18 protein-coding genes and 1 riboswitch are annotated in these 17,574 nt (G+C 37.4%); of the genes, 12 read left to right on the plus strand and 6 right to left on the minus strand.

Translation table 11 applies throughout. The annotated features are described in order from the left end of the window. The first annotated feature begins 41 nt into the window (after positions 1 to 41). From ACP3VS_RS03905 to ACP3VS_RS03915, 3 genes are all read left to right on the plus strand, one after another. Complete coding sequence (locus ACP3VS_RS03905) at positions 42 to 1,196, plus strand: cysteine desulfurase family protein (protein WP_036164495.1); 1,155 nt, start codon at positions 42 to 44, stop codon at positions 1,194 to 1,196. Next, positions 1,196 to 2,410, plus strand: a complete 1,215-nt coding sequence (gene thiI / locus ACP3VS_RS03910; RefSeq protein WP_036164493.1) for a tRNA uracil 4-sulfurtransferase ThiI — start codon at positions 1,196 to 1,198, stop codon at positions 2,408 to 2,410. The genes ACP3VS_RS03905 and thiI overlap by 1 nt, the downstream gene beginning before the upstream one ends. Before the next feature lie 152 nt (positions 2,411 to 2,562). Beyond that, on the plus strand, positions 2,563 to 2,781 hold the full coding sequence (locus ACP3VS_RS03915) for an alpha/beta-type small acid-soluble spore protein (RefSeq protein WP_012295642.1): 219 nt from the start codon (positions 2,563 to 2,565) through the stop codon (positions 2,779 to 2,781). A gap of 70 nt (positions 2,782 to 2,851) precedes the next feature. Here ACP3VS_RS03915 and thiE read toward each other — a convergent pair whose 3' ends face one another. Genes thiE through thiM form a run of 3 tightly spaced genes read right to left on the minus strand, consistent with a single transcriptional unit; the run spans position 2,852 to position 5,062 of the window. Next, positions 2,852 to 3,493 (minus strand): thiamine phosphate synthase, encoded by a 642-nt coding sequence (gene thiE / locus ACP3VS_RS03920; protein WP_012295641.1) that lies wholly within the window; start codon positions 3,491 to 3,493, stop codon positions 2,852 to 2,854. Then, positions 3,483 to 4,307: a bifunctional hydroxymethylpyrimidine kinase/phosphomethylpyrimidine kinase gene (thiD, locus tag ACP3VS_RS03925; protein ID WP_031418613.1), complete on the minus strand. Its 825-nt coding sequence runs from the start codon at positions 4,305 to 4,307 to the stop codon at positions 3,483 to 3,485. Before thiD ends, thiE begins: the two co-directional genes overlap by 11 nt. Beyond that, positions 4,295 to 5,062 carry a hydroxyethylthiazole kinase gene (thiM, locus tag ACP3VS_RS03930; RefSeq protein ID WP_031418614.1) on the minus strand — a complete coding sequence of 256 codons (768 nt, stop codon included), beginning with the start codon at positions 5,060 to 5,062 and terminating at the stop codon, positions 4,295 to 4,297. The genes thiD and thiM overlap by 13 nt, the downstream gene beginning before the upstream one ends. A gap of 85 nt (positions 5,063 to 5,147) precedes the next feature. Then, positions 5,148 to 5,246: riboswitch (TPP riboswitch) on the minus strand. A 187-nt stretch (positions 5,247 to 5,433) separates the two neighbouring features. On the opposite strand from thiM, the gene mbcS reads away from it, so the two are divergent. The 5 genes from mbcS to ACP3VS_RS03955 all read left to right on the plus strand — a co-directional run bounded on the left by mbcS (position 5,434) and on the right by ACP3VS_RS03955 (position 10,513). Continuing rightward, positions 5,434 to 7,017, plus strand: coding sequence for an acyl-CoA synthetase MbcS (gene mbcS, locus ACP3VS_RS03935; RefSeq protein WP_426388396.1), 1,584 nt, complete (start codon positions 5,434 to 5,436; stop codon positions 7,015 to 7,017). 183 nt (positions 7,018 to 7,200) lie between these two features. Further along, a complete protein-coding gene (sppA, locus tag ACP3VS_RS03940) occupies positions 7,201 to 8,214 on the plus strand; it encodes a signal peptide peptidase SppA (protein WP_012295637.1) in 1,014 nt (337 codons plus the stop codon). A 12-nt stretch (positions 8,215 to 8,226) separates the two neighbouring features. Then, positions 8,227 to 8,853, plus strand: a complete 627-nt coding sequence (locus ACP3VS_RS03945) for an RDD family protein (protein WP_012295636.1) — start codon at positions 8,227 to 8,229, stop codon at positions 8,851 to 8,853. Positions 8,854 to 8,990: 137 nt separating this feature from the next. Next, positions 8,991 to 9,494, plus strand: coding sequence for a thiol peroxidase (gene tpx / locus ACP3VS_RS03950; RefSeq protein WP_012295635.1), 504 nt, complete (start codon positions 8,991 to 8,993; stop codon positions 9,492 to 9,494). Between the two features lie 89 nt (positions 9,495 to 9,583). Then, complete coding sequence (locus ACP3VS_RS03955; RefSeq protein ID WP_426388398.1) at positions 9,584 to 10,513, plus strand: class I SAM-dependent methyltransferase; 930 nt, start codon at positions 9,584 to 9,586, stop codon at positions 10,511 to 10,513. Positions 10,514 to 10,571: 58 nt separating this feature from the next. Here ACP3VS_RS03955 and ACP3VS_RS03960 read toward each other — a convergent pair whose 3' ends face one another. Next, positions 10,572 to 11,021, minus strand: coding sequence for a universal stress protein (locus ACP3VS_RS03960; protein ID WP_008176818.1), 450 nt, complete (start codon positions 11,019 to 11,021; stop codon positions 10,572 to 10,574). A 400-nt stretch (positions 11,022 to 11,421) separates the two neighbouring features. On the opposite strand from ACP3VS_RS03960, the gene ald reads away from it, so the two are divergent. After that, positions 11,422 to 12,537 carry an alanine dehydrogenase gene (gene ald / locus ACP3VS_RS03965; protein WP_031418618.1) on the plus strand — a complete coding sequence of 372 codons (1,116 nt, stop codon included), beginning with the start codon at positions 11,422 to 11,424 and terminating at the stop codon, positions 12,535 to 12,537. A 173-nt stretch (positions 12,538 to 12,710) separates the two neighbouring features. On the opposite strand, the gene ACP3VS_RS03970 is transcribed toward ald, so the two are convergent. Beyond that, entirely contained in the window at positions 12,711 to 13,799 is a 1,089-nt protein-coding gene (locus tag ACP3VS_RS03970; RefSeq protein WP_012295632.1) for a M24 family metallopeptidase, read from the minus strand. Positions 13,800 to 14,030: 231 nt separating this feature from the next. Here ACP3VS_RS03970 and ACP3VS_RS03975 point away from each other — a divergent pair, with 231 nt between their 5' ends. Continuing rightward, positions 14,031 to 14,714, plus strand: a complete 684-nt coding sequence (locus tag ACP3VS_RS03975; RefSeq protein ID WP_031418620.1) for a metal-dependent hydrolase — start codon at positions 14,031 to 14,033, stop codon at positions 14,712 to 14,714. A 152-nt stretch (positions 14,715 to 14,866) separates the two neighbouring features. After that, positions 14,867 to 16,174 (plus strand): DRTGG domain-containing protein, encoded by a 1,308-nt coding sequence (locus ACP3VS_RS03980; protein WP_031418621.1) that lies wholly within the window; start codon positions 14,867 to 14,869, stop codon positions 16,172 to 16,174. A 52-nt stretch (positions 16,175 to 16,226) separates the two neighbouring features. Here the strand turns inward: ACP3VS_RS03980 and ACP3VS_RS03985 are convergent, their stop codons facing one another. Further along, positions 16,227 to 16,532 (minus strand): YtpI family protein, encoded by a 306-nt coding sequence (locus ACP3VS_RS03985; RefSeq protein WP_031418622.1) that lies wholly within the window; start codon positions 16,530 to 16,532, stop codon positions 16,227 to 16,229. Between the two features lie 90 nt (positions 16,533 to 16,622). Between ACP3VS_RS03985 and ACP3VS_RS03990 the strand changes: the two genes are divergently transcribed. After that, positions 16,623 to 17,567, plus strand: coding sequence for a DHH family phosphoesterase (locus ACP3VS_RS03990; RefSeq protein ID WP_031418623.1), 945 nt, complete (start codon positions 16,623 to 16,625; stop codon positions 17,565 to 17,567). Positions 17,568 to 17,574 lie beyond the last annotated feature (7 nt).

Consider the following 17,574-nt stretch of genomic DNA (forward strand, 5'->3'; position numbering starts at 1 on the left):
AAATACCGTTACATCAACGTTTTGAAAGTGTGTGAAAAATAATGAATGATACAATTTATTTAGATAATAGTGCCACAACTAAACCATTAAAAGAAGTTCTTCAGGCGTTTATGGTTGTAAATGAGCAGTATTATGCCAATCCTGCATCCATCCATGCTATGGGTGTTGAAGCAAATGATTTATTAATGCGGGCACGTGAGCAAGTAGCAGATATTTTGCAAACAGAAGCAAAAAATGTGCTATTTACTTCAGGTGGTACGGAATCGAATAATGCGGCTATTTTTGGAATAGCGCGTAGCAATACACATATAGGAAAGCATATTTTAACAACTGAAATTGAGCATCCTTCTGTTTTAGAGACTGTGAAACAGCTCGCAAAAGAGGGCTTTGAAGTGGAATATTTAAAGGTTGATCATCGTGGTATTATTTCATTGGATGAACTTCGTGCAAAAATACGTAAAGATACAATTTTAGTAAGTATGATGCATGTAAACAATGAGATGGGTGCTATCCAACCGATTGATGAAGCAGCTAAATTAATCCATGAAATGAGTCGTGCAGCCTTACATGTGGATGCTGTACAAAGCTTCGGGAAATTAGCTGTATCCTTTAAGGGTGAAGAGGGACCGGATTGTATTTCGATCTCTGGCCATAAAATTCATGGCTTTAAAGGCTCTGGCGTATTAGCATTTCGTAAAGCGATAAGATGGCAGCCCTATGCACTTGGAGGTGGCCAAGAATTTGGATTGCGTAGTGGGACTGTAGCTGTTCCACAAGCTGTGGCTTTATCTAAGGCAGCTCGTATTGCGGTTGAAACCATGCATGACCATGCAAAAAAATACCGTCAATGGCATGATGAAATTCTTGCACAGCTAAATGAATATGGAGAGGCTATTCATATTTTGTCGACTCCACAGGGAGCGTCACATATTATATCTTTCAGTGTTCGCGATTTAAAAGGAGAAGTCATCATTAATGCGATGCAAAAACGAGGTGTGATTGTATCAACATCCAGTGCTTGTTCTTCGAAGCAAACTAAAACAAGTCATGTTGTCGAAGCATTGCATCTAGATGAGCATTATAAAAAAGGTGTCATCCGTATTAGTTTTGGTGCACATAACACAGCCGAAGATATTAAAAAGTTTAAACAAGTATTAGCAGAAGTAATGCTAGAGCTTAAAGGAGAAATAAAGTAATGATTTGGAAAGAAATTTTAATTCGATATGGTGAACTTTCTACAAAAGGTCGCAATAAGATGGATTTTATCCGCCGTTTACGTGAGAATATCCGCCATGCTTTTGCAGATTTAGGACATCTTCATATTCGTACCGAACGTGATCGAATGTTTATTGCAATAGAGAATGACGCACAAATGCAAACACTTGTAACAGGTTTGCCTAAAATTTTTGGTATCCAATCATTTAGCCCTGTTGCAGCGTGTGAAAAAGATATGGAAAGTATGAAAAAACTTGCGATTACGATAATGGAAACATTTAAAGACCAGCCATATACGTTTAAAGTGGAAGTGAAACGTACTGATAAAACCTTCCCATTAGAATCACATGCGATTCAGCGGGAAATTGGTGGATATGTTTTACCTCAATTTAACAATTTATCGGTGAAAGTGAAGCAACCAGATATCGAGTTACGTGTAGAAGTCCGTCATGATGCAACCTATATGATGGCGCAAGTCATTCCAGGTGCAGGAGGAATGCCTGTAGGATCAAATGGGAAGTCATTGTTAATGCTTTCAGGTGGTATTGATAGTCCTGTTGCAGGTTATTTAATGATGAAACGCGGAGTCCGTTTAGAAGCTATTCACTTTTTTAGTCCACCCTATACAAGCCAAAATTCATTAGAAAAAGTAAAAGTGCTTGCAAATGAGTTAACGAAATTTGGTGCTAATATTCGTTTGCACGTTATTCCTTTTACTGAAATACAAGTATTGATTAAAGAGAAAGTACCATCTAATGTATCAATGACAACAACTCGTCGTATGATGTTAAAGGTTGCTGATCAAGTACGTGAGGAAATCGGAGCTCTTGCGATTGTCACGGGAGAAAGCCTTGGACAAGTAGCGAGTCAAACACTTGAAAGCTTAACGGCTATAAATGCAGTAACGAATACGCCTATTTTACGACCATTAATTTCATCAGATAAATTAGAAATCATTGAGTTAGCTGAACAAATTGGCACCTATGAAACATCTATTCAGCCTTTCGAGGACTGCTGTACAATCTTTACGCCTGCTAGTCCTAAAACAAAGCCTAAGCTCGAAAAGGTTGAGCATTACGAAAGCTTTTCTGATTTTGATGAACTTATAGCACGTGCTGTCAAAAATCGTGAGGTCTATATTTTCCCTAAGAAAGAAGAAGAGCAACAGCAAGATAAGTTTGCTGATCTTTTATAAATCAAAAGTTTAAAAACCGTCTCAAATAGCCTATTTGAGACGGTTTTTTTTGTATAGTTAGGCATATGCCAATAGAGGTACAATTTACCTTTATTTTTTTTGTATTAAAAATCTAATAACGCACATTCTATATTCACAAGGAGGTGAGAAACATGGCTTCAAACAACAACCGCAGTTCAAACCAGCTTGCAGTACCTGGTGTACAACAAGCACTTGATCAAATGAAATACGAAATTGCACAAGAATTTGGTGTTCAATTAGGGGCTGACGCTTCAGCTCGTGCTAACGGTTCCGTTGGTGGTGAAATCACTAAACGTCTTGTACAAATGGCAGAATCTCAATTAAAGGGTATGCCAAACAACAACCAATAAATGCTAAATAAGCATTTATAAACTTAAAACCAGTGACCGTAAAAGGCACTGGTTTTAGTTTGTTTAAAGATCATCTTTTTATGCGATTTAAAGACTTAAATATGGATACTGTTTGTTCAATATCCTCACTTTCACAGAGAGCAGAGATAACAGCAACTCCATCAGCACCAGCTTGAAAAACAATATCAGCATTTATCCCATTTATGCCACCTATAGCCACGATAGGTAAGTTAGGCTGTAATTTGGAAGCTTGCTGTAAAAAATTGGTGCCACATGGTGGCTGTGCATCACTTTTAGATGTTGTGGCAAAAATAGGGCCGATACCTACATAATCAGCATGATGATCAATAGCTATTTGTAGTTCCTCCTGCGAATGCACGGAAACGCCAAGAATCCGGTTCGCCATTTTTTTCCGTGCAATGGCAATCTGTTCATCATCTTGTCCAATATGGACACCATCAGCACCAAGTCGTACTGCTAGATCCACGTCATCGTTAACAATAAACGGCACATGGTAATGTTGACATAATTGTTGACACTGGCGGGCAAATTGCTCATAAGCTAGTCCTGTTAATGCGTAAGGACCTTTTTCACGTAATTGAAACATGGTTATGCCAGCCCTCAGCGCTTTTTCGAGAACAACTAACGGCTCTTGATGGGAAACATTGCTTGTACCCATAATAAAATAAAGCTGTAAATCCTCACGTTTCAACTAACTTCACCTCGCAGGCACCATTATGCAGCCGATAAGCAAAATGATTTGTAGGGCCATGACCATTACCAATGGCTAAATCATGCATAATAGCTAATTGTATAAATTTTTTAGCTTCAATAACAGCTTTTTCAATTGTCAAACCTTGAGCAATAAAAGCAGTGAGAGCTGCTGAAAATGTACAACCTGTACCATGTGTGTTTTTCGTTGGAATACGAGGAGACTGCATGGAAAAATATTTGTCATTTTTTATAAATACATAATCAATCGCATATAACGAATTGGGGAGATGCCCACCTTTAATGATGACACAGTGAACACCTAGTTGGAAAAAGCATTGAGCGACCTCCTCCATATCAGAGAATTGATTTATTTTTCTTCCAGTAAGTGCCTCTGCTTCTGGTATATTAGGTGTCACAATTGTAGCAAGTGGTAGTAAAGAAATGCGCATGGCTTCAATAGCCTCTTGCTGCAATAAGTTTTCTCCACCTTTTGCAATCATAACTGGATCAACAATTAGTGGGATTTTTAAATCCTGTAAAATGTGTGCGATTGTCTGAATAATATCCGAGGAATAAAGCATCCCCGTTTTAATCGCAGCAATCGAAAAATCTTCTAGTAATGCATGAAATTGTTTTTCAACAAAATTAACTTCAATTGGGAAAACCCCTGTTACACCTCGTGTGTTTTGAGCAGTTAAAGCTGTAATAACTGAGGTACCGAAAACCCCTAATTCCTGGAATGTTTTTAAATCAGCCTGAATACCAGCGCCACCACCACTATCTGAGCCTGCAATTGTCGTTACAATATGCATGAAGCCTCACCCTCCTTTGAAAGACGATGAAGGGCATTTAGCAAAGCAATTTGAATATCCCCGATATCCTCTGTAAAGGCTGATGCTAGCTCAGCTGCTTTTTTGTAGTAAGTGAGGGTTTCCACTAATTGACTGTATGGATCTTCTCCTGAACAGTAGGCGGCTCCACATATAGCACTAAGTAAACAGCCTGTACCAGTGACTTCTGTCATTTGTGAATTTCCACCAGTTATCCATTGGCTCTGCACACCGTCTGTCATAAAATCATGTTCGCCTGTAACAATGACTATACAGTTGTAGCGTTGAGCCAATAATGTTGCTTCTGTTTCTATGTCAATAAATCCATCACCACTATCAACACCTTTTTGTTGCCATTCCACATTCACTAATGCCGCAAGTTCTCCCTTGTTACAGCGTATGACCGCAAATTGTATGTCTGTAAGTAATAGGTGTACGGTTTCCTTGCGATAAACTGTGGCACCTGCGCCAACTGGATCTAATATAACAGGAATACTAAGGGTATTTGCCTTTTTTCCTGCTAACAGCATCGCTTCCTTTGTTCGATCATTCAGTGTACCAATATTGATTAAAAGAGCTTCTGCAATGGCGACCATTTCTTCTACCTCATGGCTGTCATCAGCCATGACAGGAGAGGCACCTAATGCCAATAAGCCATTTGCTTGGAAATTAGCCACAACATAATTAGTTATACAGTGTATAAGCGGTTGTTGTTGACGAATCGTTTGAAAAATCATTTTAGTCCTCCTTCATGGGTGGACGTAAGCACGCAAAAAAGGCTCTTTTGTGTAAAAATGCACGAAAAAGAGCCTTTCATCTGAAAAAAAGATGTTCATTGCTCCCTACGTCAGTATTAACTAACAGGTTCAAAGGGTCAGGTTTTACCTTCTCAACTCTTTATGAGTCCCCCTGCAATCTTGCTTTTAGTTGACCAAAATGTACCATACTTTTCATATGTATTCAATAGCAAGTTTTCCTATCAACAAAACGTGACTGATGCCATATAGGTAAGTATGATAGTTGTCATGACTTTACTCAAATCAAGTGTAAACCATTGAAAATTCTAAGAAAGGAGTATAATGTGTCTTATCAAAAGGGGGCATTTGCCATGAAAAGACAAGAATTAGTAGCACCAGAATGGTATAACATAACTGATGAATTTGAAAAATATGCTAAGGATTCAACTAAAAATGCATTGATAATTTATGAAGAGCATTCTGATGTACAATTTATCACCTACGCACATTTACTTGAAAGAGCGAATCAGGCGGCACATGTCTTTACAAAAAATGGATTAACTAAAGGTGATGTCATTTTAGTGATGGTACCACGCTCAGTAGAAGCATACATTGTCTATATTGCTGCATTAAAAGCGGGTTTAACAATCATTCCAAGCTCTGAAATGCTAAGAACAAAAGATATTGAGTATCGTATTCATCATGCCGATGCTAAAGCAATTGTGGCCTTTGAGCCTTACATTCAGCAATTTGATCAAGTAGAAAATTTACAAGAGGTGCAGCTATTTGTTATTGGAAATGCTCATGAGCCATGGCAGCCATTGTTAGACATAATGCGAAAGCAACCAACAACTTACATAAGTTCTACACCAACAAAAAGTACAGACCATGCATTTTTAGCTTATACAAGTGGCACAACAGGAAATCCGAAAGCTGCAGTGCATACGCATAGCTGGGGCTATGCACATTTACGGACAACAGCTCCTCGTTGGCTAGGAGTACAAGAAAATGATATTGTATGGGCAACCGCAGCACCAGGATGGCAAAAATGGATTTGGAGCCCGTTTCTCGCCATTTTAGGCAGTGGTGCCACTGCTTTTGTCTATAAAGGAAAGTTTGATGCGGCAACCTATTTAACATTGCTTGAAAAATTTAAAATGAATATCTTATGTTGTACACCGACTGAATATCGTTTTATGGCAGCACTTGACAATTTACAGGAGTATGATATCAGTTCAATTCGACAAGCTGTTTCAGCAGGTGAGCCCTTGAACAGTGAAGTTATAAAAAAATTCGCGGATACTTTTCATCTACAGGTGCGAGATGGTTATGGTCAAACAGAAAATACCTTACTGGTAGGGACTATGGTAGGTATGGAGGCAAGAGTTGGTTCGATGGGGAAGCCTACCCCTGGCAACACCGTTGAAATTATAGACGATTTTGGTGAGCCAGTAGCTATAGGAGAAGTAGGTGATATTGCCGTTCATCGAGAAACACCTGCACTCTTTAAAAGATATTTAAATGATCCAGAACGTACAAATTTACAATTTCGTGGTGATTGGTATATAACAGGGGATCGAGCTTATAAAGATGCGGACGGCTACTTTTGGTTTGAAGGACGCGGGGATGATGTCATTATTTCCTCAGGTTACACAATTGGACCCTTTGAAGTGGAGGATGCGTTGATGAAGCATCCGACTGTGAAAGAGGTTGCTGTCATTGCAAGCCCTGATAGAGTTCGCGGGAACATCGTTAAAGCATTTATTATCCTACAGTATGGTGTTAATGGTGATCAAGGGCTTATTCAAACCCTTCAAAATCATGTGAAATCATTAACAGCACCTTATAAATATCCACGTGCTATTGAATTTGTTACAGAGTTACCCAAAACTGCATCTGGTAAAATTAGACGTGTCGAATTAAGGCAACAAGAAATAAAAAAATGTATACAATAATCATTTCCTAGGAAATAATGTCGAAAATCAGAGTTCATTAAAGAAATGAACTTTGATTTTTTTTGTAATTTTAGGTAAGGTATTATGAGGAAATAAATAGAATAAAACTAATTGCATATTATTGCAAAAAAATGAAACTAATGAGCAAGTCATACGTATTACGTCATAAGGAGGCGGAAAGAGATGAATGTTAAAAGGTGGGTTGCATTAATAGTAGCAGGTGTTCTTTTACTGTTTTCATTGGGTATTAATACCATTTTTGCGCTATTTAAAGCAGATTTCCTAGGTAATTTTGATAGTTTAATGGCAGGAAATAACTTAGATGTATATGAAAATGTAATTGAAGGGGATAATTTTGATAAAAGGATTGCCTATTTAAAGGTGGATGGCACGATCCAAGATATTGGCTCAAGTTCACTATGGCAGCCTGTTGCATATGATCATCAATTTTTCCTAGAACAATTGGATAGTATTTTGTACGATGATACGATTGAAGGAATTGTTTTAAGTGTTAACTCTCCTGGTGGAGGGGTAAAAGAATCTGCTGAAATTTATAAAAAGCTGTTAAAAATTAAAGAAGAAAGACAAATTCCAATTTATGTATCAATGGATTCAATGGCAGCATCTGGTGGTTATTATATTTCAGCTCCAGCAGACAAAATATTTGCACATCGTGATACAATAACAGGCTCAATTGGTGTTATCATGCAATCTATTAATTATCAAGCATTGGCTGAAAAAGTCGGTGTCAAATTCGAAACGTTTAAATCTGGTGAGCATAAGGATATGCTAAGTCCAATGCGTGATGTGACACCAGAGGAACGTGCAATGATGCAGGATATGATCAATGAAACATATGAAGAATTTGTGGATATCGTTGAACAAGGACGTAATATGTCAGAAGCCGATGTGAAGAAAGTGGCGGATGGCCGTATTCTTGGTGGTACAAAAGCACTTGAAGCTGGTTTAGTCGATGAAATTGGCGACGAAGAAGCTGCCATTGCAGCCTTACGCGCCGATTTTGGACTAGAAGATGCTGTATTATTTGAATATGCTTATGATATGGGCGGATGGCAATCATATGTTGGGATGAAAATTGGCTCCATGTTCGGTCCTTCAGCAGAGGAAAAAATGCTAATGAAAATTATGACAGATTACAATGCACCTAAAATGATGTATTTATACGGGGAATACTAAGGAGGGAGTTCAATGACAAACAATGAAGTTGTTATGCAAGGTTCACCCTCAATGGAAAATAACTTTTTTAACAATGGCACGGAAGATTTAGCAAGGCAAAAAAACTACACATTAAAAACAGCAGGCTTTTGGATTCGATTGTGGGCATTTTTATTGGATGGGTTTATTGTGTCTGCTGTAGTTGGAATACTCTTTAATCCTATCTTTTATTTAATGGATTGGTCCTTATCAGAATCAGTTTGGTATGCTCCAATCTCCATTATTTCAGCGGTTCTTTATTATAGTTATTTTGTCCTTATGACAAAATTTTTTGGTCAAACGCTAGGGAAGATGGTATTTGGATTACGTGTCATTTCATTAAAGCATGGTAACCTTACTTGGTCAGATGTATTATTCCGTGAATGGATTGGGCGTATTATTAATAATATTGTGATGCCTCTTTATATTTTGGTAGTTATTTTACCAGACAATCAAGGGCTGCATGACTATTTCGCCGATACAACAGTGGTGCATGAGAAAGTCTATATTGAAAAGAATTTAGTGCCACTTTCTATAGAGAAAAAAGATGAAAAGATAGCTTCTATTGAACAAGAGGGAAAACCTGAGCTAGAAAAACTAGAAGAAAAAAATGAACAATAAACAAGAGACTGTCTCAAACGATGAGACAGTCTTTTCTATTGCTAGCTAACACTTTGAATAAAGTAAGCTATCTTAGTTGCAATTAATTCCCTTCATTTAGTAATATTATGTACATATGATGATTAGGAGGCGTTTATATGGCACAAGTAACATTTAAAAATGGTCCAGTGACACTAGTAGGTAATGAAGTAAAGGTGGGCGATTTAGCACCAGCTTTTACAGTATTAGCGAATGACCTTTCACCTGTAACATTAAAAGATTCAGAGGGGAAAATTCGTTTATTTAGTGTTGTACCATCATTAGATACTGGTGTATGTGATGCTCAAACACGTCGTTTCAATGAAGAAGCAGCTAACTTAGGTGATAATGTAGTGATTTACACAGTATCTGTAGATCTTCCATTCGCTCAAAAACGTTGGTGTGGGGCAGCAGGTATTGATGCGGTTCAAACGGTTTCTGATCACCGCGACCTTTCATTTGGTGAGGCTTATGGCGTGTATATTCAAGAATTACGTCTTCTGACACGTGCTGTGTTTGTTGTGGATGAAAACAATAAAGTAACATATGTTGAGTATGTACCTGAGGCAACAGATCATCCAAACTATGAAGCGGCTATTGCAGCTGTCAAAGCACTAGCATAATGGCCTGCTTTTAGGCTAAGATAATACTAGACAAAGGGGCTGTGACGAGTGTTTGTCACGGCTCTTTTCTGCTTGAAAGGAAGTTATCTATGGAAAATATCGAGAAATTATTTGGTATGTTAAATGAGCATGCTGAAAAAATCGAAAAAGAGCACAATACAATTTTGTTAGAGGGGTTGCTAGATGGGCTAGAGGCATGGCTTGATGGCGAGGTTGATTTCTCACAAAAAGATGCAACGAAAGAGGATATTCGCAAGGCTATACAAATTGCCATTCTAAAAGGAATGCGTAAAAGCTCTCAACCAAACCATCAAATGACACCTGATACGTTAGGGTTATTAGTGGGCTATTTTGTTGAGCAAATCTTTGCTGAACGTCTTGAGCAAGAAAAAATATCGATTATGGATCCAGCAGTAGGTACGGGAAATTTATTGCTAACAGTTATGAATTTATTAGATGGAAAAGTCGAGGCTACAGGTGTAGAAGTAGATGAGCTACTTATACGTTTAGCGGCAGCTACAGCTGATTTAACAGAGCAGCCAATTTCTTTATATCGACAGGATGCCTTGCAAGATTTACTAGCAAATCCAGTTGATGCAGTTGTTTGTGATTTACCTGTTGGTTATTATCCAAATGAAGAAATTGCCCTTGAGTATGAATTGTGCTCGTCAGAGGGAATGAGCTATGCCCACCATTTATTTATGGAGCAATCTATGAATTATACAAAGGAAGGTGGCTACTTATTTTTCCTTGCGCCATCACATCTGTTTGATTCAGAGCAGTCTAAGCAACTTCACAAGTACATTCAAAAGCACGCTTGGATTCAAGCAATTATTCAGCTACCTGATTCCATGTTTGCTAATAAATCATTAGAAAAGAGCATTGTCATTTTGCAAAAGCAATCGAAGGAATGTCAATCACCTAAAGAAGTGCTTTTAGCAAAGGTACCAAATATGCAAAATAAACAAGCACTTGCCTTATTCTTTGAAAAAGTGAAAATGTGGAAAGAAGGCAAGTAATTGCTCATAGAATTCAAAAAGGTATCCTACTGTAGGATACCTTTTTATGTATTGCTGATTAGTTTTCAGGTGTGCGGATTACAAGAACGTCACAATTAGCTGAACGTACAATTGCTTCAGATACTGAACCAATTAGGAAACGTTCTACTGCATTTAGACCTGTGGCACCACAAATGATTAGATCTGCGTCTACGATTTTAGAAAGCTCTTTAGTAATAATATTTTTTGGAGAACCATATTCGATGATTAGGTTAACGTTTGCGATACCTTCATCTTCAGCTTGCTTTTTGTAACCATTTAATAGTTCTTCAGAGAATGCTTGTGCACGTTCTGCAATAGAACGGTCGTATGCTTCGATTGCAGCGAATGAACGTGTATCAATAACATTTACTAAATTTAATACCGAACCTTCATTACGCTTCGCCACGTCAATTGATTTACGAAAGGCGTATTCAGCTTCCTTAGAACCGTCTACTGCAACCACAATGCTTTTATAATGATTAGCCATTTGAAAAACCTCCCTGATTTGTATATGTTGATTATACCAAATGATTTTCTAAAGGAAATACTTTCCGGAAGAAAAATTATGAAAAAGTGAAGGCATTTCATGTAGAAAATATAATTACTTCATTCCCACTATTTGCAGCGTGCAAACGTATTTTTGGCTTTCGGAATGGCTAGTTCCTATTGTTATAAGCTTCCTTTTTATTTTTTAAATATAGTAATTTATTAGCTGGAATTACCGTTTAAATATTTTGTATTTTGGAAATGTTAGAAATTTTATTTGTATTTACTTTAATTAAAGCTTTTTTTTTATTTGTTTGGTAATATGGAATTGCAAGGGGTGCATCTATTTTTAATTACATAAATGATGCTGATTTTTACGTAATGGAAGGGGATAGGGAACTATGAAAATTGGTATTCCAAAGGAAATTAAAAACAATGAAAATCGTGTAGCGATGACACCAGCAGGAGTTGTTACTTTAACACATGCAGGCCATGAGGTGTACATTGAAACTGGAGCAGGCTTAGGATCAAGCTTTACGGATGCTGATTATATTGCAGCTGGTGCTCATATTGTGAATACTGCTAAGGAAGCTTGGTCACAAGAGATGATTATGAAGGTGAAAGAGCCTGTAGCTTCTGAGTATAATTACTTTTATGAAGGTCAAATCCTATTCACTTACTTACACTTAGCGCCAGAGGTTGAATTGACTCAGGCACTTTTAAATAAAAAAGTTGTAGGGATTGCCTACGAAACCGTTCAATTAGCAAATGGTTCACTACCGTTATTAACACCAATGAGTGAAGTAGCAGGTAAAATGGCTACACAAATTGGTGCACAGTTCTTAGAGAGAAATCATGCTGGTAAAGGGATTTTACTTGGCGGTGTATCAGGTGTGCAACGCGGTAAAGTGACAGTCATCGGTGGTGGTATCGCGGGAACGAACGCTGCGAAAATCGCTGTTGGCATGGGAGCAGACGTAACAGTTATCGATTTAAGTCCTGAGCGTTTACGCCAATTAGAAGATATGTTTGGCCGTGATGTTCAAACTTTGATTTCTAATCCTTATAATATTGCAGAATCTGTGAAAACTTCCGATTTAGTAATTGGTGCCGTGTTAATTCCAGGCGCAAAAGCACCGAAGCTTGTGTCTGAAGAAATGATTCAATCAATGCAAGCTGGCTCTGTAGTAGTGGATATCGCTATTGACCAAGGTGGTATTTTTGCTTCTTCAGATCGTGTCACAACACATGATGATCCAACTTACGTAAAACACGGCGTTGTCCATTATGCAGTTGCGAATATGCCGGGAGCTGTACCACGTACATCAACAATTGCTTTAACAAATAATACAATTCCTTACGCACTTCAAATTGCAAATAAAGGCTATAAACAAGCTTGCCTAGACAATGCTGCACTAAAAAAAGGTGTGAATACATTAGATGGACAACTAGTATATAAAGCTGTAGCAGATTCACAAGGAATTCCATATGTCAATGTGGATGAGCTTATTCAATAATTTCCTGTAAAAATGAAAAATCCTTCGAGAAATTCACTCTCGAAGGATTTTGTTATTTTTCTTACAAACATTTCCCAAGTAAAGATCAACGACGCTTTTATAGGCAAGCTCTCAAAAATTTTGTGTTTGTCTACAGTCTGTAGGAAGACAAATTCGATGCTTCCTTTTTTATATTATAGAATGATTAAATCTTTCGGGAATTTTGTTAGTACTTCCACACCATCTTTTGTTACAACAACATCATCCTCAATACGTACACCTGTTACATCTGATTTATAAATACCAGGCTCAATCGTAAAGACCATGCCTTCTTCCATTGTCATATCATTTGTTCCTGTAACGGATGGGAATTCATGTACAGAGATGCCGAGACCATGTCCAAGACGATGTGTGAAATACTCTCCGAAACCTGCTTCTGTAATCGTATCGCGTGCAATTTTATCTAAGTCCATGGCACGAACACCAGGCTTCACAGCTGAAACAGCATTTTGGTTGGCCGCTAACACAGCGTGATATATTTCTTTTTGTGCTTCACTTGGCTCACCAAAGGCAACTGTACGCGTAATATCAGAGCAATAGCCATCATAAATGACACCAAGGTCAAATAGCACCATATCCCCTTTTTCTATTTTACGTGCGCCTGGATGACCATGAGGAGAGGCTGTTTTTGGTCCACTTAGTACCATTGTTTCAAAGGACATTTTACAGCCTTTATCTTGAATAGCATTTTCAATGGCTGTTAAAATTTCCATTTCTGTTTTACCTTCAGCAATTTCCTTGCAACCGATTTCAATAGCATAATCAGCTAACTCCGCAGCTTTGCGTAATTTGTCTAATTCACTTTCATCCTTAATTACGCGCATTGCATTAATTTTTTCGTCTAAACGTACAAAATTTGCTTGTGGGAAGGATTGCTGTAGTGCCTCTAAGCGTTCCACAATGAGCTGTGCTTTTTCAATGGCAAACGTAGTTGGTTGAATTTCACGTGATGTAATGGCTTGTGCAAGCACTTCCATCGAATTGTCAGTATCTTGGTGACCAATAACCTCATAAGACCAACCAGCCGCTTTTGCATCTGGAATCTCCATTTGCGGACAAATTAGAAAAGGTTCAGCATCTTTAAAAATCATGACACCTAGTAATCTCTCATGTGGATTACTTTTAAAGCCTGAAACGTAAAAAACATTGTCAGGTGTAGTGATAAATGCTGCATCAATGTGATTTTGCTGTAAATAACTTTGGATTTCTTCAACCTTTGACATAAATATGTCCTCCTTTTTAGTACATGGAAAATTTTAATGAGGAACCTTCGACTTTCTAAAGAAAAGGGCTGTTCCTTTTTATCACTGAATAATTGTGATCTAACAAAGTATAAAATTGTTAGAGAGTGATACGATTATTCTCTGTACAAGCATATCAAAAAAAGGAAAAAAGCGCATGGGTAGCGAATTAAAATGGAGGGGTTGTCATTTATAAACGAGGAGGACATTAAGATGGAAATAAGCTATCATGGACATTCAATTGTCAAAATTCAAACAAATGGGAAAACAATTTTAATTGATCCTTTTATTAACGGTAATGGACAAACAGATTTAAAGGTTGCTGAAGAAGCACCAGATATTATTTTATTAACACATGGTCATAATGATCATGTTGGAGACACCATAGAACTAGCGAAGAAAAAAGATGCGCTAGTCATTGCTCCAAATGAATTAGCCAATTGGATTTCCTGGCAAGGAGTTAAAACACACCCAATGCATATTGGAGGGGCTAAGGAATTTGATTTTGGGAAGGTAAAGTTTACGCAGGCTTTCCATGGCTCTTCTTATGTAACAGATACAAAAGAAATTATTTATATGGGAATGCCAGCTGGGATATTACTATTTGTTGAAGGGCTAACGATTTATCATGCAGGTGACACAGCTCTATTTAGTGATATGAAATTAATTGGGGAGCGACATCCAATAGATATAGCATTCCTACCAATTGGTGATAATTTTACAATGGGTCCAGAAGACGCTGCATGCGCAGTTTCATTCTTACAGCCTAAAATAGTTGTACCTATTCATTACAATACATTCCCACCTATCGAGCAAGATCCACAGATTTTTGCTGATTTAGTACAAAACTCAGAGGTTCAAATTTTAAAAGCTGGTGAGAAAGTAAACTGTTTCTAATCGTTGATTATGCTGTACTATATGAATTGACACCACGCTGGTAGTTGGAATGATGGGGTTTTTTAAACAATTTGATCACTTTATATTAAATATTTTTATAAAAAATATGGTACACTAAGAGCAGAATTGAAGCTTAGGAAATAGGTGATATTTTGTCTACAAAACATGAGAAAATTTTACAATACATCGAGTCACTACCTGTGGGCGATAAAATTTCAGTACGTCAAATTGCGAAAGAAATGCAAGTGAGTGAAGGGACTGCATATCGTGCTATAAAAGAAGCAGAAAACCGTCGCTTAGTAAGTTCAATTGAACGTGTTGGAACAATTCGTATTGAAAAGAAAAAGAAAGAAAACATTGAACGTTTAACTTTTGCAGAAATTGTCAACATCGTAGATGGTCAAGTTTTAGGTGGAAAATCAGGTCTACATAAAACGTTAACGAAATTTGTTATAGGGGCAATGCAATTAGAAGATATGATGCGGTATACAGATGCGGGTAGCTTATTGATTGTAGGGAATCGTTTTAAAGCCCATGAAAATGCACTTCGAGCAGGTGCTGCTGTTTTAATTACAGGGGGTTTTGATACAACAGATGCCAATAAACAACTGGCTGATTCATTAGATTTACCTATAATTTCAACTAGCTATGATACGTTTACTGTAGCAACGATGATTAACCGAGCTATTTATGATCAGCTCATCAAAAAGGATATTTTATTTATTGAAGATATTTATGTTCCAATGACTGACACAGCAGCGTTAAAAAATGATGAGACCATCCGTCATTTCCAGAAGTTAAATGAACGCACCACACATGGTGCATTTCCAGTTGTCACTCATCAAAATAAACTTGTCGGAATGATTACTGTAAAAGACGTTATTGGTCGAGAAGAAAATGAGTTAGTTGAAAAGGTTATGACGAAGAATCCAATTGCTGGTTCCATGAAAATGAGTGTTGCTTCAGCTGGGCATCGTATGATTTGGGAAGGGATTGATCTGTTACCTATCGTAGATGACGACAACATTTTACAGGGTGTCATTAGTCGTCAGGACGTGCTTAAAGCATTGCAGCTAGCTCAAAGGCAGCCACAGCATGGTGAAACTATAGATGATTTAGTGAAAAATGAGATGAAGGTACTTGGTGATGATGAGCTGGTCGTGGAATTTAAAGTTACACCTCAAATGACAAATCAATACGGGGCAATTTCTTACGGTGCTTTCACCACTCTACTTGCTGAAGTGGGTTCATTTGCATTAAAGCGTCGCAAACGAGGGGATGCAGTAGCTGAGAATATGACCATTTATTTTATTAAACCGGTACAGATGGAAAGTACACTTACAGTCAAGCCACGAATTTTAGACATGAGTCGTAAGTTTGTGAAAATGGATTTTGAAGTGTATAATCAACAAATACTTGTTGGTAAGGCAATGATGATGTTCCAGCTTTTAGAACGTTAAGTATTAAAAGGGATGGCCTAGCGCAATTGCTTGGTCATCCCTTTGTTACATATTATCGATTAATGCGGAATTCTTCTTCAACAAATTGACCATAATGACGCGCTTTTTTCGTATTTTCTACTACGACAAAGATGCCTAACACGACAAGAATTGCTACAATTACAAATGTATATAAGCTAGGGAATAAATAGGCTTGATTAAATCCGAAAAACAGTAGGAAGGAACCGAAGCCGATATTCGCCTTACTTTTATACCAATTTTTAGCGATTGGTAATGATGAACGGAACTGTTTTGTTTTAAAATAAAAATAAAAGACAAAAGATATAATTATCGCAAACACAAATATTAAATTGAGCATAGTAAACCTCCTAGCATAACTAGACATTATTGTAACGATAATTCTGGAAAAATGCTAACGGTTCTTACTATCATTTTGGAGGAATTTATTGTGAAAAGACAAATCATCGACACAATTGCTGCCTATGAAACAATCATTATTCATCGTCATGTACGACCAGATCCAGATGCTTATGGCTCACAACAAGGATTAAAAGAATTGATTTTAACAAATTATCCAGATAAAAAGGTTTTTGCTGTAGGTGAGCATGATACTTCCTTAACATTTATGGCACAGCCTGATCAAGTAGCTGATGATGTTTATGACCATGCTTTAGTAATTGTGACTGACACGGCCAATACCGAACGTGTTGACGATCCACGCTATACTAAGGGGAAAATGATTATTAAAATTGATCATCACCCTAATGATGATGCCTATGGTGACCTTTTATGGGTCGATACGACAGCAAGTTCTTGCAGTGAAATGATTTACGAACTGTATGAGGAAGGTAAGGAAGTGGCTAACTGGCAAATGTCTGATACTGCTGCACGATTATTATTTGCTGGAATAGTAGGAGATACAGGTAGATTCCAATTCCCAAGTACTACGGCTAAAACATTTAAAGTGGCTGCAGACCTGATTACATATGATTTTGATCGAAATCAAATTTTTGATGGTATGTATGAAATGGAGCAAAAACTGCTTAATTTACAAGGATATATTTATCAAAACTTTAAAATGGATGAATATGGAGCAGCTCATGTGAAGCTAACAAAAGAATTATTAGCAGAACATGATATTGTACCGTCAGAAGCATCACTGCTAGTAGGTTGCCTAGGTAGTGTTAAGGGGATTTGCTCGTGGGTTGTATTCATTGAAGAGGTAGATCAAATTCGTGTACGTTTACGTTCGAAGGGTCCTATTATTAATACATTAGCAAAAGAGTTTAATGGTGGTGGACATCCGCTGGCTTCTGGAGCTACGGCTTATTCATGGAAAGAAGCAGATAACGTCATCACAAGATTACAAGAGATTTGTAAAGCGTATCATTAAAAAGAAA

The organism is Lysinibacillus sp. VIII_CA, assembly GCF_049943995.1.
GTDB classification, from domain to species: Bacteria; Bacillota; Bacilli; order Bacillales_A; family Planococcaceae; genus Lysinibacillus; species Lysinibacillus pinottii.

Coding starts and splice junctions, on each gene's coding strand:
- ACP3VS_RS03915 (WP_012295642.1), top strand. CDS start 2,563: ATGGCTTCAAACAACAACCGCAGTTCAAACCAGCTTGCAGTACCTGGT.
- ACP3VS_RS03960 (WP_008176818.1), bottom strand. CDS start 11,021: ATGGCTAATCATTATAAAAGCATTGTGGTTGCAGTAGACGGTTCTAAG.
- thiI (WP_036164493.1), top strand. CDS start 1,196: ATGATTTGGAAAGAAATTTTAATTCGATATGGTGAACTTTCTACAAAA.
- ACP3VS_RS03955 (WP_426388398.1), top strand. CDS start 9,584: ATGGAAAATATCGAGAAATTATTTGGTATGTTAAATGAGCATGCTGAA.
- ACP3VS_RS03985 (WP_031418622.1), bottom strand. CDS start 16,532: ATGCTCAATTTAATATTTGTGTTTGCGATAATTATATCTTTTGTCTTT.
- sppA (WP_012295637.1), top strand. CDS start 7,201: ATGAATGTTAAAAGGTGGGTTGCATTAATAGTAGCAGGTGTTCTTTTA.
- ACP3VS_RS03945 (WP_012295636.1), top strand. CDS start 8,227: ATGACAAACAATGAAGTTGTTATGCAAGGTTCACCCTCAATGGAAAAT.
- tpx (WP_012295635.1), top strand. CDS start 8,991: ATGGCACAAGTAACATTTAAAAATGGTCCAGTGACACTAGTAGGTAAT.
- ACP3VS_RS03905 (WP_036164495.1), top strand. CDS start 42: ATGAATGATACAATTTATTTAGATAATAGTGCCACAACTAAACCATTA.
- thiM (WP_031418614.1), bottom strand. CDS start 5,062: ATGATTTTTCAAACGATTCGTCAACAACAACCGCTTATACACTGTATA.
- ACP3VS_RS03975 (WP_031418620.1), top strand. CDS start 14,031: ATGGAAATAAGCTATCATGGACATTCAATTGTCAAAATTCAAACAAAT.
- thiD (WP_031418613.1), bottom strand. CDS start 4,307: ATGCATATTGTAACGACAATTGCAGGCTCAGATAGTGGTGGTGGCGCT.
- ald (WP_031418618.1), top strand. CDS start 11,422: ATGAAAATTGGTATTCCAAAGGAAATTAAAAACAATGAAAATCGTGTA.
- mbcS (WP_426388396.1), top strand. CDS start 5,434: ATGAAAAGACAAGAATTAGTAGCACCAGAATGGTATAACATAACTGAT.
- ACP3VS_RS03970 (WP_012295632.1), bottom strand. CDS start 13,799: ATGTCAAAGGTTGAAGAAATCCAAAGTTATTTACAGCAAAATCACATT.